This window comes from Bacteroides sp. RCH18, assembly GCF_058231005.1.
The window spans coordinates 1,577,358-1,591,527 of sequence record NZ_JBIPTC010000001.1; the positions used below are offsets into that span (position 1 = coordinate 1,577,358).

At 43.8% G+C, this 14,170-nt stretch carries 12 protein-coding genes; 7 read left to right on the forward strand and 5 right to left on the reverse strand.

Going from position 1 to position 14,170, the window contains the following annotated elements:
- The first annotated feature begins 91 nt into the window (after positions 1–91).
- Positions 92–4,057, forward strand: coding sequence for a two-component regulator propeller domain-containing protein (locus ACHLI0_RS06350; protein WP_490748688.1), 3,966 nt, complete (start codon positions 92–94; stop codon positions 4,055–4,057).
- Between the two features lie 37 nt (positions 4,058–4,094).
- Complete coding sequence (locus tag ACHLI0_RS06355) at positions 4,095–5,624, forward strand: arylsulfatase (RefSeq protein ID WP_008762095.1); 1,530 nt, start codon at positions 4,095–4,097, stop codon at positions 5,622–5,624.
- A 277-nt stretch (positions 5,625–5,901) separates the two neighbouring features.
- Here the strand turns inward: ACHLI0_RS06355 and ACHLI0_RS06360 are convergent, their stop codons facing one another.
- On the reverse strand, positions 5,902–6,051 hold the full coding sequence (locus ACHLI0_RS06360) for a hypothetical protein (RefSeq protein WP_008762094.1): 150 nt from the start codon (positions 6,049–6,051) through the stop codon (positions 5,902–5,904).
- A 156-nt stretch (positions 6,052–6,207) separates the two neighbouring features.
- On the opposite strand from ACHLI0_RS06360, the gene ACHLI0_RS06365 reads away from it, so the two are divergent.
- A complete protein-coding gene (locus ACHLI0_RS06365; protein ID WP_055299260.1) occupies positions 6,208–6,834 on the forward strand; it encodes a BT4734/BF3469 family protein in 627 nt (208 codons plus the stop codon).
- Positions 6,835–6,892: 58 nt separating this feature from the next.
- Positions 6,893–8,740: a DUF3987 domain-containing protein gene (locus ACHLI0_RS06370; RefSeq protein ID WP_490748689.1), complete on the forward strand. Its 1,848-nt coding sequence runs from the start codon at positions 6,893–6,895 to the stop codon at positions 8,738–8,740.
- 199 nt (positions 8,741–8,939) lie between these two features.
- On the opposite strand, the gene ACHLI0_RS06375 is transcribed toward ACHLI0_RS06370, so the two are convergent.
- A complete protein-coding gene (locus ACHLI0_RS06375; protein ID WP_008767886.1) occupies positions 8,940–9,158 on the reverse strand; it encodes a DUF4248 domain-containing protein in 219 nt (72 codons plus the stop codon).
- 219 nt (positions 9,159–9,377) lie between these two features.
- Between ACHLI0_RS06375 and ACHLI0_RS06380 the strand changes: the two genes are divergently transcribed.
- The 3 genes from ACHLI0_RS06380 (at position 9,378) to ACHLI0_RS06390 (ending at position 10,491) form a co-directional block, all read left to right on the forward strand.
- Positions 9,378–9,878, forward strand: a complete 501-nt coding sequence (locus tag ACHLI0_RS06380; RefSeq protein WP_490748690.1) for an HU family DNA-binding protein — start codon at positions 9,378–9,380, stop codon at positions 9,876–9,878.
- A 90-nt stretch (positions 9,879–9,968) separates the two neighbouring features.
- The gene (locus ACHLI0_RS06385; protein ID WP_008767884.1) at positions 9,969–10,073 is read left to right on the forward strand and encodes a smalltalk protein; all 105 of its coding nucleotides are present in this window, start codon (positions 9,969–9,971) and stop codon (positions 10,071–10,073) included.
- A gap of 4 nt (positions 10,074–10,077) precedes the next feature.
- Positions 10,078–10,491 (forward strand): N-acetylmuramoyl-L-alanine amidase, encoded by a 414-nt coding sequence (locus tag ACHLI0_RS06390; protein WP_048697669.1) that lies wholly within the window; start codon positions 10,078–10,080, stop codon positions 10,489–10,491.
- A gap of 297 nt (positions 10,492–10,788) precedes the next feature.
- Here the strand turns inward: ACHLI0_RS06390 and ACHLI0_RS06395 are convergent, their stop codons facing one another.
- From ACHLI0_RS06395 to ACHLI0_RS06405, 3 genes are read right to left on the reverse strand one after another with little or no spacing between them, the layout of a single operon-like run.
- Positions 10,789–11,886: an MraY family glycosyltransferase gene (locus tag ACHLI0_RS06395; RefSeq protein WP_048697671.1), complete on the reverse strand. Its 1,098-nt coding sequence runs from the start codon at positions 11,884–11,886 to the stop codon at positions 10,789–10,791.
- A gap of 31 nt (positions 11,887–11,917) precedes the next feature.
- A complete protein-coding gene (locus tag ACHLI0_RS06400) occupies positions 11,918–13,030 on the reverse strand; it encodes a glycosyltransferase family 4 protein (RefSeq protein WP_048697674.1) in 1,113 nt (370 codons plus the stop codon).
- 38 nt (positions 13,031–13,068) lie between these two features.
- On the reverse strand, positions 13,069–14,157 hold the full coding sequence (locus ACHLI0_RS06405; protein WP_048697676.1) for a hypothetical protein: 1,089 nt from the start codon (positions 14,155–14,157) through the stop codon (positions 13,069–13,071).
- Between the last annotated feature and the right edge of the window lie 13 nt (positions 14,158–14,170).

A 14,170-nucleotide genomic window follows, 5' to 3' on the forward strand; every position in this document is an offset into this window, starting at 1 on the left:
TTAATATCATCTTTGCTCAAAACTCTATATCATTTTATTCAATATTCATCCGAATGTATTATCTTTGCTTCTGTTTACTCGACCTAATTCAATGAAAGCAAGACTCTATATCGTCCTATACATCGCATTTATCACACAAATGGCCGGTGTCCTTCCTTTACAGGCGGGGCATTACTATTACAAGCAGATTTCTCTGAAAGAAGGACTACCTTCCACCGTCCGGTGTATCCTTACGGATGAACAGGGATTCGTGTGGATAGGCACCCGCTCCGGTCTGGGACGGTTTGACGGCCACGAACTGAAGAAATACATCCATCATGCAGACGATCCGCATTCGTTGCCTCACGACCTCGTCCTTCAGATTGCAGAAGACGAACAATACAATATCTGGATCTTGACTGATAAAGGGGTGGCACGCTACCAACGGCAAAGTGACGACTTCTACCTGCCAACCGACGAAAAAGGAAAGAACATCACCGCATATTCCACCTGCCCTACCCCAGAGGGGTTATTATTCGGAGCCAAAAACAAAATTTACTTTTACAGCTACCGGGACGGTTCTTTCCGCCTGCTGCAGGAATTCGACCAGACACCGGATTTCAGAAACTTCAATATCACGATACTCAGCCTTTGGGATGAAGAAACTGTACTCTGTTGCAGCCGCTGGCAAGGGCTACTCCTGCTCAACCTGAAAACCGGAGCATACAGCCGCCCGCCTTTCGACTGCGGAAAGGAGATTATGAGCATGATCATCGACTCGAAGAACCGGATATGGATTGCCCCCTACAATAACGGGCTCTACTGTTTCGACCGGAACGGAAAACAACTGGCATCATACACCACCCGCAACTCCTCGCTGAGCAACAATGTCATACTCAGCCTTGCCGAACGGGAGAACAAACTATGGATCGGAACGGACGGAGGCGGTATCAACATCCTCGAACCGGAAACCGGACAGCTTTCCCTGCTGGAACACATCCCCGGCAGAGACAACTATTCGCTCCCCGCCAACTCCATCCTCAGCCTCTACAACGACCGTAACAACAATATATGGGCAGGAAGTATCCGGAACGGACTGATCAGCATCCGCGAAGTGTCAATGGTGACCTACACGGACGTAGTGCCCGGCAACGACCGTGGACTGAGCAACAACACCATCCTCAGCCTCTATCAGCAGTCCGACGATAAAATATGGATCGGAACAGACGGAGGCGGAGTCAACCTTTTCAATCCTCTCACGGAGAAGTTCACCCATTATCTCTCTACGTGGGAAGACAAAGTGGCATCTATCTGTCAGTTCACTCCCGACAAACTACTGATCTCGCTCTTCTCACAGGGAGTATTCGTCTTCAATCCGTCTACCGGAGAGAAACAACCGTTCACAATCATTGACGACGAAACGACCACCCGCCTCTGCAATCGGGGAAAAGCGGTCAACCTGTATCAAAACAGCCCCGACAACGTGCTGCTGCTCGGCGACCACGTCTATCAATACGACCTGAACAAACGCACTTTCCGGATTGCCACCGAACAGGAGGGACAGGACATCATCGGCGCTCTTCTGCCCATCACCAATCACGAAAACTATACCTATCTCAACGATACGAAACGTATCTACCAACTGGACAAACGGAACAACCGCCTGACGTCTCTGTTCCGTTGCTTCAACGATACGGTCATCAATTCCGTTGCGCGTGACGAATACGGAGACTTCTGGATAGGGAGCAACTACGGACTGATCCACTATAATCCCGCTACCAAAGTACGTACTCCCTTTACCACCACGCTATTCACGGAAGTAACGCTCATCGTGTGCGACCAGCAGGGAAAAGTATGGTTCGGAACGAATGACATGCTTTTCGCATGGCTCATCAAAGAAAAGAAATTCGTACTGTTCGGCGAATCGGATGGTGCCATTCAAAACGAATATCTTTCCAAACCCCGTCTGCTGAGCAGCCACGGAGATGTCTACATGGGCGGCGTCAAAGGACTGCTGCATATCAACAGCAATCTGCCGCCGGCTACTTCCGAGCTGCCCAAACTGCAATTATCGGATGTCATCGTCAACGGAGAATCCGTCAACAATGAACTGTGCGGTGACCCGACCGGAATTTCCGTTCCCTGGAACAGTAATATAAGTATCCGTATCATGTCCAAAGAAGAGGATATCTTCCGGCAGAAAGTGTATCGGTATCAGATAGAAGGGCTGAACGACCAGCAGATCGAATCGTACAACCCGGAACTGGTCATCCGCTCGCTTCCGCCCGGCGATTATCAGATTATGGCTTCCTGCACAGCAAAGGACGGCAGCTGGATTCCCAGTCAGCAGATACTGGAACTGACCGTACTCCCTCCCTGGTACCGCACATGGTGGTTCACGCTGGGCTGTGCCTTGTTAGTAACCGGAATGATTGTCGAAACTTTCCGGAGAACACTGAAACGAAAAGAAGATAAGTTGAAATGGGCCATGAAGGAGCACGAGCAACAGGTGTACGAAGAAAAAGTACGTTTCCTGATCAATATCAGCCACGAACTGCGTACTCCACTGACACTGATCCACGCTCCGCTCAGCCGCATATTGAAGTCCTTATCCCCGGCAGATACCCAATACCTGCCGCTGAAAGCGATTTACCGGCAGTCTCAGCGAATGAAGAATCTGATCAACATGGTGCTCGATGTGCGCAAGATGGAAGTGGGAGAAAGCAAACTGCTCATACAGCCTCACCCGCTCAACGAATGGATCGAACATGTATCGCAAGATTTCGTCAGCGAAGGGGAAGCAAAGAATATACAGATTCATTACCGGCTCGATCCACGCATCAAAATAGTGAGTTTCGATAAGGACAAATGTGAAATCATTCTGAGTAATCTGCTGATCAATGCACTGAAACACAGCCCGCAAGACACGGAAATCACCATCACTTCGGAACTGCTTCCCGAAGAAAAAAGAGTACGCATCTCCATTACCGACCAAGGTTGCGGATTGCAGCAGGTAGACACACAGAAGCTCTTCACCCGTTTTTATCAGGGCATGGGCGAACAGAGCGGAACGGGCATCGGCTTGTCTTACTCCAAGATTCTGGTGGAACTGCACAGCGGCTCCATCGGCGCACGGGACAATTCGGAATCGGGAGCCACCTTCTTCTTCGAACTACCGCTGAAACTGGAATCGGAAGAGATCATCTGCCAGCCCAAAGCATATCTGAATGAATTGATGAGCGACGACAGCGGCAAGCAGTCACAAGAGGAAGACAGCTTCGCCACCGCCCCCTACAGCATTCTGGTGGTAGACGACAATCCCGACCTGACGGACTTCTTAAAGAAAGCACTGGGAGAATACTTCAAACGTATATTGATTGCCTCGGATGGCGTAGAGGCAATCCAGCTTATCAAAAGCCATACTCCCGACATCATCGTCAGTGATGTCATGATGCCCCGCATGAACGGATATGAGCTTTGCAAAAACATAAAGGAAGACATTACGATCAGTCACATCCCCGTTATCCTGCTGACGGCAAGAGACGACAAACAAAGTCAGATGAGCGGCTACAAAAACGGTGCGGACGCCTATCTGACCAAACCGTTCGAAGTGGAAATGCTGATGGAACTGATCCGTAACCGACTAAAAAACCGTGAACATACCAAGAAGAGATATCTGAACGCAGGACTGATCCCCGCTCCGGAAGAAAGCACCTTCAGCCAGGCAGATGAAACGTTCCTGCTCAAACTGAACAAGATCATTCAAGAGAATCTGGACAGTAGCCGATTGGATATTCCTTTTATATGCAAAGAAATCGGCATGAGCCGGGCCTCTCTTTACAACAAACTGAAGGCACTGACGGACATGGGAGCCAATGACTATATCAATAAGTTCCGGATGGAGCAGGCAATTCTACTGATCACCGGCACGGAAATGTCATTTACGGAAATTGCGGAGAAAGTGGGATTCACTACTTCCCGTTATTTCAGCACGACTTTCAAGCAGTACACGGGCGAAACACCGACTCAATATAAAGAGAAACATAAGAGAGAGACATCAAAAACAATTAATCAATAAAACCCCTAATATATAAATTTCTTAACACATTATTTTTATGAACTACAAATTATTTTCTTTAGTAAGCGGTACGCTTATTCTTTCCAGTCTGTCTGCCAGCGGACAGAAAAACAACACAAAGCCGAATATCCTCTTCATCCTCTGCGATGACATGGGATATGGCGATCTGGGATGCTACGGTCAGCCATTCATCCGCACCCCCCATCTGGATGCGATGGCAAGCGAGGGTATGCGCTTCACACAGGCATACGCAGGAAGTCCCGTCAGTGCTCCTTCCCGAGCTTCATTTATGACAGGGCAGCATACAGGACATTGCGAAGTACGGGGCAACAAGGAATATTGGACGAACGCCCCCACAGTAATGTATGGCAACAACAAGGAGTATGCAGTAGTCGGTCAGCATCCTTACGACCCCGATCACGTTATCCTGCCCGAGATAATGAAAGAGAACGGATATACCACCGGTATGTTCGGCAAATGGGCGGGAGGTTATGAAGGTTCCTGCTCCACTCCGGACAAACGCGGGATAGACGAATATTTCGGCTACATCTGTCAGTTCCAGGCCCACCTTTACTATCCTAATTTCCTCAATCGCTACAGCAAGGCATTAGGCGACACAGGCGTAGTACGTGTCATCATGGACGAGAACATCAAGTATCCGATGTATGGTGCCGATTATCAAAAACGCCCGCAATATTCGGCGGATATGATTCACCAGAAAGCAATGGAATGGCTGGATGAGCAGGACGGCAAACAACCGTTCTTCGGAGTGCTGACTTATACCCTGCCCCATGCGGAACTGGTTCAGCCGGAAGACTCTATCTTAAATGAATATAAAGAGAAATTCAATCCTGACAAGAGCTACAAAGGCAGCGAAGGATCGCGATACAACGCGATCACGCATGTACACGCACAATTTGCAGGAATGATTACGCGACTGGACTACTACGTCGGAGAAGTACTGAAAAAGCTGAAAGAGAAAGGACTGGACGAGAATACACTGGTCATTTTCTCCAGCGACAACGGCCCTCACGAAGAAGGCGGAGCTGATCCTACATTCTTCGGCAGAGACGGTAAACTGCGTGGCTTGAAACGCCAATGCTATGAAGGAGGTATCCGTATCCCATTTATCGCCCGCTGGCCGGGACGTGTACCTGCAGGTACAGTGAACGACCACATCTGCGCTTTCTACGACCTGATGCCTACTTTCTGCGAGATCATCGGCGAAAAGAATTACGTAAAGAAATATGCGAACAAAGACAAAGAAGTAGATTACTTCGACGGCATTTCCTTCGCCCCGACATTACTGGGAAAGAAAAAGCAGAAGGAACATGACTTCCTTTACTGGGAATTTAATGAAACAAATCAGATTGGCGTACGCATGGGAGACTGGAAGATGGTAGTAAAGAAAGGGATACCTTTCCTTTATAATCTGGCAACGGACATTCATGAAGACAACAATGTGGCCGACCAGCATCCGGAGATTGTAGAAAAAATGAAGGCAGTTATCTTTGCACAGCACACGCCTAACCCAAACTTCTCCGTTACACTACCGGAGAAGAAATAAGGTAATAAAAGTTTATCATTTAGGCACAGATTTCGCGGATTACACGGTTTTCAGAGTTGAGTAATTAAAAAACGTGTAGTTCCGCGAAATCCGTGCCTGACTGTTATCAATAGCCGAATAATCCGCTATTGATCCGAGAATTTCCGTGCGGATTCTTTTTCTTCCTCCTGTCTCTTCCTATACCGGATATACCGCAGTGACCACTCATGCATTTTCTTCAGAAACTCCTCTTCTGTGAGCGTATCATAGTAATAATTAAATATACGCTCGTAATAGTTCAAACACTTATCATCCCTTTTTTTAGCATTTCGTAAGTTCCCTTACTCATGCCTATAGCTTGACACATGGCTGAAATACCCACTTTCTCACATTTAAGTACCTCTTCGATAAAAAGGCCGAATGCAAAATGATGATACTCTTTTTTCATTTTTTCTTGTTTTAAACGTTAATAATAATTTAGTTGTTATAAAAATATTCACATTAGTTCGGATATGTCCGAACTGCCGTTATATCATTTTGTCCTAATTTTGCGCTGCGTTTCAAAAACAGAACCGCATTATTAAAAGAATTAACGATAAATGTTATGACAAACAATTTCAGAATGTCTTATTTCATGCCCCCGATTGCTCCCATCAGGAACGAACAAGGACAAACCATTACACCCGCCACACTCACTCCCTTCTGCGAAGTTTCGGTCGAACAGGTATATCAGATGATCACCTGCAACGAAAACCTCAAAGCACTGACCGAACAAGTGCGAAGTGCCGGAGACCTGCGAATGGCAAAAGCCTCTTTACTCCCCTACGTAACCCCATGCGGCATATTCATACGCCGGAGTAGTAAATTCTTCGCATCGCCTTCCGGGCTCGTAGTGGTAGATATAGATAACCTCGACTCCTATCATAAAGCCGTGGAAATGCGTCGTACACTGTTCGACGACCCTTTCCTCTGTCCCATACTTACATTCATCAGTCCCAGCGGCCGGGGCGTGAAAGCATTCGTACCTTATAGCAAACTTTACGCAGACGATCAGACACGGAACGTAAAAGAAAGTATAAACTGGGCAATGCAATACATAGAAATAACCTACGGAGCAGAAATGAACGACTCCACAGAAACTCCGCCAAAAGCCGTAGACACCTCCGGCAAAGACATCGTAAGAGCCTGTTTCCTCAGCCACGACCCACAAGCACTATTCAGAGAGTATTGAACAGTCAATCTTGAATAACCAACAGTGAACTATCTATTATCAATTATCCATTAAGAAAATGACCAATATTGAATCTTTACGCCTCATCACTGAGGCAGTCGAAACGGCAGGTGCCGACATTGCACCCTCTTACGCCGAGTACGTACAATTAGCATTCGCCATCGCAACAGACTGTGGCGAAGCAGGACGCGAGTTTTTTCACCGCCTGTGCCGGATATCCGCCAAATATCAGCGTGAGCATGCCGAACGAATGTTCTCCAACGCCCTTATAAAGCAGCATGGAGAAATACATCTGGGAACGGCTTTTCATCTCGCAGAATCGACAGGAGTGAAAATCTGCCGGGAGGAAGTTATGAACAGCCGGAAAAATGCAGAAAATGCACTAAATGCACCCTACAATTTTCCCACACACAGGCGCGCGTATAATAAGGTGGAAGAGGAAGAAAACGACAACGACGAAAACACCAATGCTCCAGAAGAACTCTCGACAGACAGTGATCCTCTACAACCCCTGCCTACTTTCCCCGAAGCAGACTGGCCTAAAATCCTAATGCTCATTATGAGCTATGCCACTTCTCCCACACAACGGGACATACTCTTACTCGGAGCACTGACCGCACTAGGAGCTACGATGGAACGCTATGTGAGATGTTCCTATTCCGGAAAATACCAGTCTCCTTGTCTGCAAACCTTCTTTGTAGCCCCTCCTGCTTCGGGAAAAAGCGGACTTTCACTTATCCGCTTGCTCGTGGAACCTATTCATGACAAAATTCGCCAACAAGTGGACGAAGAAATGAAAGCCTACCGGAAAGAAAAGAAAAACTATGAGTTGCTGGGCAAAGAGCGTGTCAATACAGAAGCACCTCAGATGCCTCCCAACAAAATGTTTCTTATCTCGGGCAACAACAGCGGCACCGGCATTCTGCAAAATATCATGGACGCCAACGGAACAGGACTCATCTGCGAAACCGAAGCGGACACCATCGCCTCCGCCATCAGTTCCGAATACGGCCATTGGAGCGACACGCTCCGCAAAGCCTTCGACCATGACAGACTGTCCTACAACCGACGTACCGATCAGGAATACCGGGAAGTAAAGAGAATCTTTCTTGCCGTCCTGCTTTCGGGGACACCCGCACAGGTGAGAGCCCTCATCCCGTCGGCGGAGAACGGACTTTTCTCCCGCCAACTGTTCTACTACATGCATGGCATCTATACATGGGCTGACCAATTTGCGTGCGGAGAGATAGATCTGGACGAAATCTTCAGGTCCATAGGCAGGGATTGGCAACTAAAGCTGGATATACTGAAAGAACACGGTATCCATACACTTCGCCTCACCGACGAGCAGAAAAAGGAATTCAACGCTCTCTTCTCCGATTTGTTTTTCCGTTCGGACATTGCCAACGGCAACGAAATGAGAAGTTTCATAGCCCGTCTGGCTGTCAATATCTGCCGCATCATGTCAACGATAGCCATGTTACGGGTGTTGGAAATCCCCCAACCCTATCAGCTTAAGAGTTCTGGCAGATACGCTCCCGTTCCGGACAAGGAAATTCCCACAGATAACGTCAAGGACGGCATTATTACCCGTTGGGATATAACTATCACTCCTGAAGACTTTAAAGCTGTTCTTGGGCTTGTAAAGCCTCTCTATCGGCATGCCACGCATATATTATCTTTCCTTCCATCTTCGGAAATCCCACACAGGGCCAATGCCGACCGTGACGCCTTCTTCGATGCGCTGGGTGACGAGTTCACCCGTACACAGTTGACGGAACAGGCTACAGCTATGGGAATCAAACCCAACACCGCACTCTCCTGGCTGAGACGTCTCGTAAAAAAGGGACTCTTTGTCATGAAAGAAAAGGGGACTTACGTACGCGCACGTGTGTGCGTGTGTTAGGGATGCCCCGTAAAAGTGCATTTTTGCATCGGTTGATAACTTTGTGTCATAGGGACATAACGTTTTGTAGAAGCTAAAGCACTGCTTTAGATACCGTAAAGCTATGCTTTAGAAGTCGTAAAGCATAGCTTTAGCCAATACAAAACGCCCCTCGCAGTCTACAACACTTATTACCTGTTACCTAATACTTATTACCTGCTCATGGTTCTCCCAGCGCATCCACGATCGCCCTTACCTCCAACGGAGTGTAAGAACGGTGCTGCGGCTGATAGCCCAAATCGGACAGGCGTTCCTGAAGACCGGGACAGCGGACAATCCATTTATTCATTTTGCGGTAAGCGGCAATGCCCGTAAGTTCGGGAGAATAAAGCTGTGCCAGTTCCATACGACCGTAAGCACGTATTTTGAATTCTATCATGACAAATAAGTTTCTGTTTTACAGTCACAAAAGTAACAAAATATATTCACATCACCTACGTTTTATCAGGGAATAACAGACTATAACTGACAACAATTGCACATTACCGACTGCCACTGTACACAACCGATTTTTCCGAGTTACAGCATACTATCTTTGTGTCATCGAAAGGGAGAAATCCTCACGAAAGTATGTTTAACTCTTTAAAATTATTATTTTATGATTCGTTACAAAATTTATCAGAACCAACAGAAGAAAGGCTTGAATGCGGGCAAATGGTTCGCCCGGGCGGTAAGCGACGAGACATTCGACCTTGCCAAACTTGCCGAACACATGTCGAAACACAATTCACCGTATTCCAGTGGGGTGATCAAAGGCGTGCTCACTGATATGGTGGACTGCATCAAGGAACTACTGCTCGACGGCAAAAGTGTAAAGATTGATGATCTAGCCATCTTTGGTGTAGGAATCCGAAGCAAGGCTGCCGAAACGCTGGAAGAGTTCTCGCTGGAGAAGAACATCACAGGTATGCGACTCAAAGCACGTGCCACAGGAAACTTATCGACGACCAATCTGAAACTCGACAGCCAACTGAAACAACAGGCGGAGTATCAGAAACCGACAACGCCCGGAGGAGGAGGTTCCGGGTCAGGCAACACTCCCGATCCGAAACCTAATCCGGACGAAGGAGACGAAGAAGCACCGGACGCGACTGTTTAAGTCATAACCTAAACCCTGACAAAGTCTTTAGCCGGGATATGCTAAAGACTCATTAAAAATCAATATTTTTTTCATTTAAAACCAAAAACTATGAGTAATTCATCATCCCGATCCGTATGGAGTTTCATTATCAAAGTAATCATCACTGTCGCTACTGCCGTAGGTGGTTTGATAGGAGTACAAAGTTGTATGTAAACTTATGCGGACCATCACACTGATTATCATTCATTGCAGTGCCACGCCGGAGGGAAAATCCCTCTCGGCGGAGGCTTGCCGACAGGATCATATCCGACATCGGGGATTCCGTGATATCGGTTACCATTTCTACATCACACGTGATGGGGAAATACATCCGGGACGACCGTTAGAGAAGATCGGAGCACATTGCCGGAATCATAACACACATTCCATAGGAATCTGTTACGAAGGAGGACTGGATGCGGAAGGACAAGCGAAAGACACACGTACGCTGGCGCAACGGGGGGCGCTGTTAGCTTTGATTCGTGAGTTACGAAAGAGGTTTCCAAAAGCATTGGTCGTAGGACATCATGATTTAAATCCTCATAAGGAATGCCCCTGTTACCCTTGTGTAGAAGAGTACAGAGAATTGTAGGTTAGTAAAATCAATCGCAACTATCAAGTTCTGTAATGATTTGTCCCGACCAAAAACTGTCGGGACAAATCTTTTATTATTATATCATCTCACCTTTTGTATTCAACATTTTTATACTTTTTCAATCCGCCAATCTCCCATTGTACAACTCTCACCATTCTCACCATCAAAGTTGACCACTACCTTCACTATCGGCAATCCACACAAAACATAATTTCCCGAAACGATGCGGACGACTCAAAATCCTCCATATCAATTATCTTTTTCGCAAAACAACGAAAAAATATCAGATTTACACTAGGCAGTTATCTTTTTCCTTCTCACATTACTCCACCACAGGTTTAGTCCTATCCATACGACAATATCTCCTATCAACATCAACGTATTATCAACATAAGGCATCAGTAAAATATTTATTCCACTAAAAACGCAAGAAACTAAAAGTATCAAAAGCATAGCCTGACGGACTGTAAAACCCATTGCCAAAAATTGATGATGAATATGGTTTTTGTCCGGTTCAAATGGGCTTTTACCATTATAAATACGAACTATAACAACACGAACCACATCAAATGCAGGGACAATAAGAGTACTAAAGGCTATAACAAAAGCCCCTTGTGTAACAGGAATAGATTCTGTATTCTGACTATATTTTATTGCTAAAAAGCTCAAGATATATCCTAAAGTCAAGCTCCCGGTATCCCCCATAAAGATCTTTCGGGCATGTTCCGCACTACCAAAAACATTGTAATAAAAGAAGGGTACAAGCACTCCAAAGGTACTAAAAGCAAGCATACTATAGATCCACAATCCTTTTTCTATAAATAGAAATCCGAAGACTAACAATGCGACGCTACTTAACCCGGAGGCAAGACCATCAATCCCATCAATCAAATTTATTGCATTTGTTATGAAGACAATAGTCAGTATAGTCAAAGGAATTCCAATGTATGGAGAAATAAAGTCAATGCCAAACAAACCATATAAATCATTAATCCAAAGTCCCACTGCAGGGAATAAGCTAGCACAAAGAATTTGAACAATAAATTTCTGACGATAGCGCACACCTACCAAATCATCTGCAATACCAGTTAAATATAAAAGCACCATTCCACATATTAACACCAAGAATTCCGGCAAAATATAGGATGCCAGCAAAGTAGAAATTTCATATCCTGTCAAAGTTCGAATCACAAGGACTGCACAACAGGAAAGCAAGATCGTCGGAAAAAAAGAGACCCCACCAAGACGTGGTATTGCTCGTTTATGCACTTTTCTCTCATCCGGCATGTCAAACAGTTTTTTGCGAAATGATATTAGTAAGATCCGAGGAATGATAAGACGAGCAATATATGCAGAAATAACAAAGGCTATTAAGATAAATACAATATTCATAGCTACAGAATTCTAATTAAAATTATTCCAATCACAAGTACCTAGAAATAGTCTCAATATATTGTTTAAAGACAATATCTAAGCTATACTTTCTTTGCACAAGGTCTCTCCCATTCTCCCCCATCATATTAAGTTCCTCTATTGGAGCGTTTATGATTTTATCCATAGCTAAAGCTAAAGAATCTACATCTTTCTGTTCACAAATAAAACCATTATAGCCATCATTTATGACCTCTTTACATCCTACACCATTTGTAGTAATGATAGGTCTTTTAAGAGAAGCCCCTTCAAGAAGAACAAAAGGAATACCCTCTCTATAATATGAAGGTAAAACTACACATGTACAATCATTTATAAATGGAATTACGTCCCTAGTCTCACCTAAATAAACCACATTTTTTTCCTCAATCCATTGATCCATTATTTCATCAGGAATAGCACTCGGATTTTTCACGCCTCTCATTCCCAACAATTTAAAAGTCACATTAGGATACTTTCTTTTCAAAGTTTCAGCAGCTCTCACAAAGACTTCCACTCCTTTATCATAAAGCATTCGAGATATCAATAGAAAAGAAATATCTACAGGTAAAGGACACAACTCTTTGTTGGAATATCTATCCATATCCAATCCCTCACCTGGTAATAATCCTATTTTACTTTCAGAAACAATACCTGCTTTCCGAAAAATGTCCATATCATCCTTATTTAAGAACCAAACTTCATTAGTTTTCATAAAGGCTATTTTATATAGCACTTTTACAATTTTAGATATCATATTTTTAGACAAAAAAGCGTATCCTAGTCCAGTAGTAATGGCAATATGAGGTATTTTCAATAATGAAGCAGCAATAGAAGCATAAATATTGGGTTTAATGGTATAGAAGAAACAAATATCAGGTCTCAATTTTGCTAAAAATTTGTAATACTGAATTAGCAAACGTAAGTCAAACCAAGGATTTAAACTTTTAGCCTTCAACTTAACTGTTTCAACTTTAAGTCCTAATTTACTTAACTCATGTATATATTCATCATAAGGAACAATCACAATAACTTCATGCCCCAAAGTAAGCAATCGTTTCATTAGTTTCCCACGAAAATTATACATCCCCCAAGCAGTATTACCCGCAAATACAATCCTTCCCATAAAATAAAAATTATTTCAATATGCTAATAGGAATGTTCTCACCCCTTGTTATATATATGTTTGTAAGTTTTTTGTAGATATAAGAATAATAAGATAAACAGGAACAAAAAATTTGTCCGATATCTGATAGCAGAGCCAGGATTGAATATACCGAAAGGATAATGTAACAAAGCTATCCCTGTTATAATAATAAAGTAAGAAAAGAAAAGTGTCACATTGAGTTTATATTGATAAACCAACCGATAAAAAAAATGGCTTCCTAATATTAGAAAAAGCATTAATAATATACAACTTTCTATTCCGGCAATCAGATGCGTCGGTGTATGCATCATCTCAGAAACCGTAGGACCGAAAAATGCGACAAACATCCCTCGTGGCGCTTCGTAAAAAAAATCATTGTCCTTCAACCAAAGATTGTCGCGTGTAGATGACCCATCAAAATCAAAATGAACATACATCATATTAGCATACTCATTAACCACATCTTTCACCAAATATAAAAGTACAGCATTGCAGAAAATGACTAAAAGCCCCAATAATACTTTTCTAGAAATAGTACGGCAAAAACGATTCATTACATATATCACGAATAAACCTTGAATAATAAAAGGGGCATATTGAGGTTTAAAAATCAAACAAAGATACATCGCAAATATATGTTTTTTCTTTATCGAATAGTTTCCGCTCAAAAAATCAAGAACAAAACTTCCAAGTATAGCAGAAAATACCAAACCAACTGTTTCCTTTGAACAAATATCTGTCCATATACAAAAATTTGGCAAACTAAGCACAAAAAGTAAAAGTCTATTATTAATATACTGTCGAAAATGGTATTTATCAATAATCCACTTTACCGTAAAAAATGAAAGAATAGTAAACGGTAAGTTTGTTAGCACATTCGATCCTCCCAATATACCCATAATACTGCCTATAGCATCCATCATTTTAGTCGAATTCCACAAAAAAGAGAAATCAGTTACAGAACTTAAGGAAGCATTTAAATATCGTTCCGTATCACCAAGCTGGGTTAACTTTCCATAAATGTGGATAGCAAATATCAAATAAAGAATTCTAATAGCAAAATAGTAGACCCAAAATCGTTTTGTTCTTATGCAGTATCCAATCATTTATTTTATAATA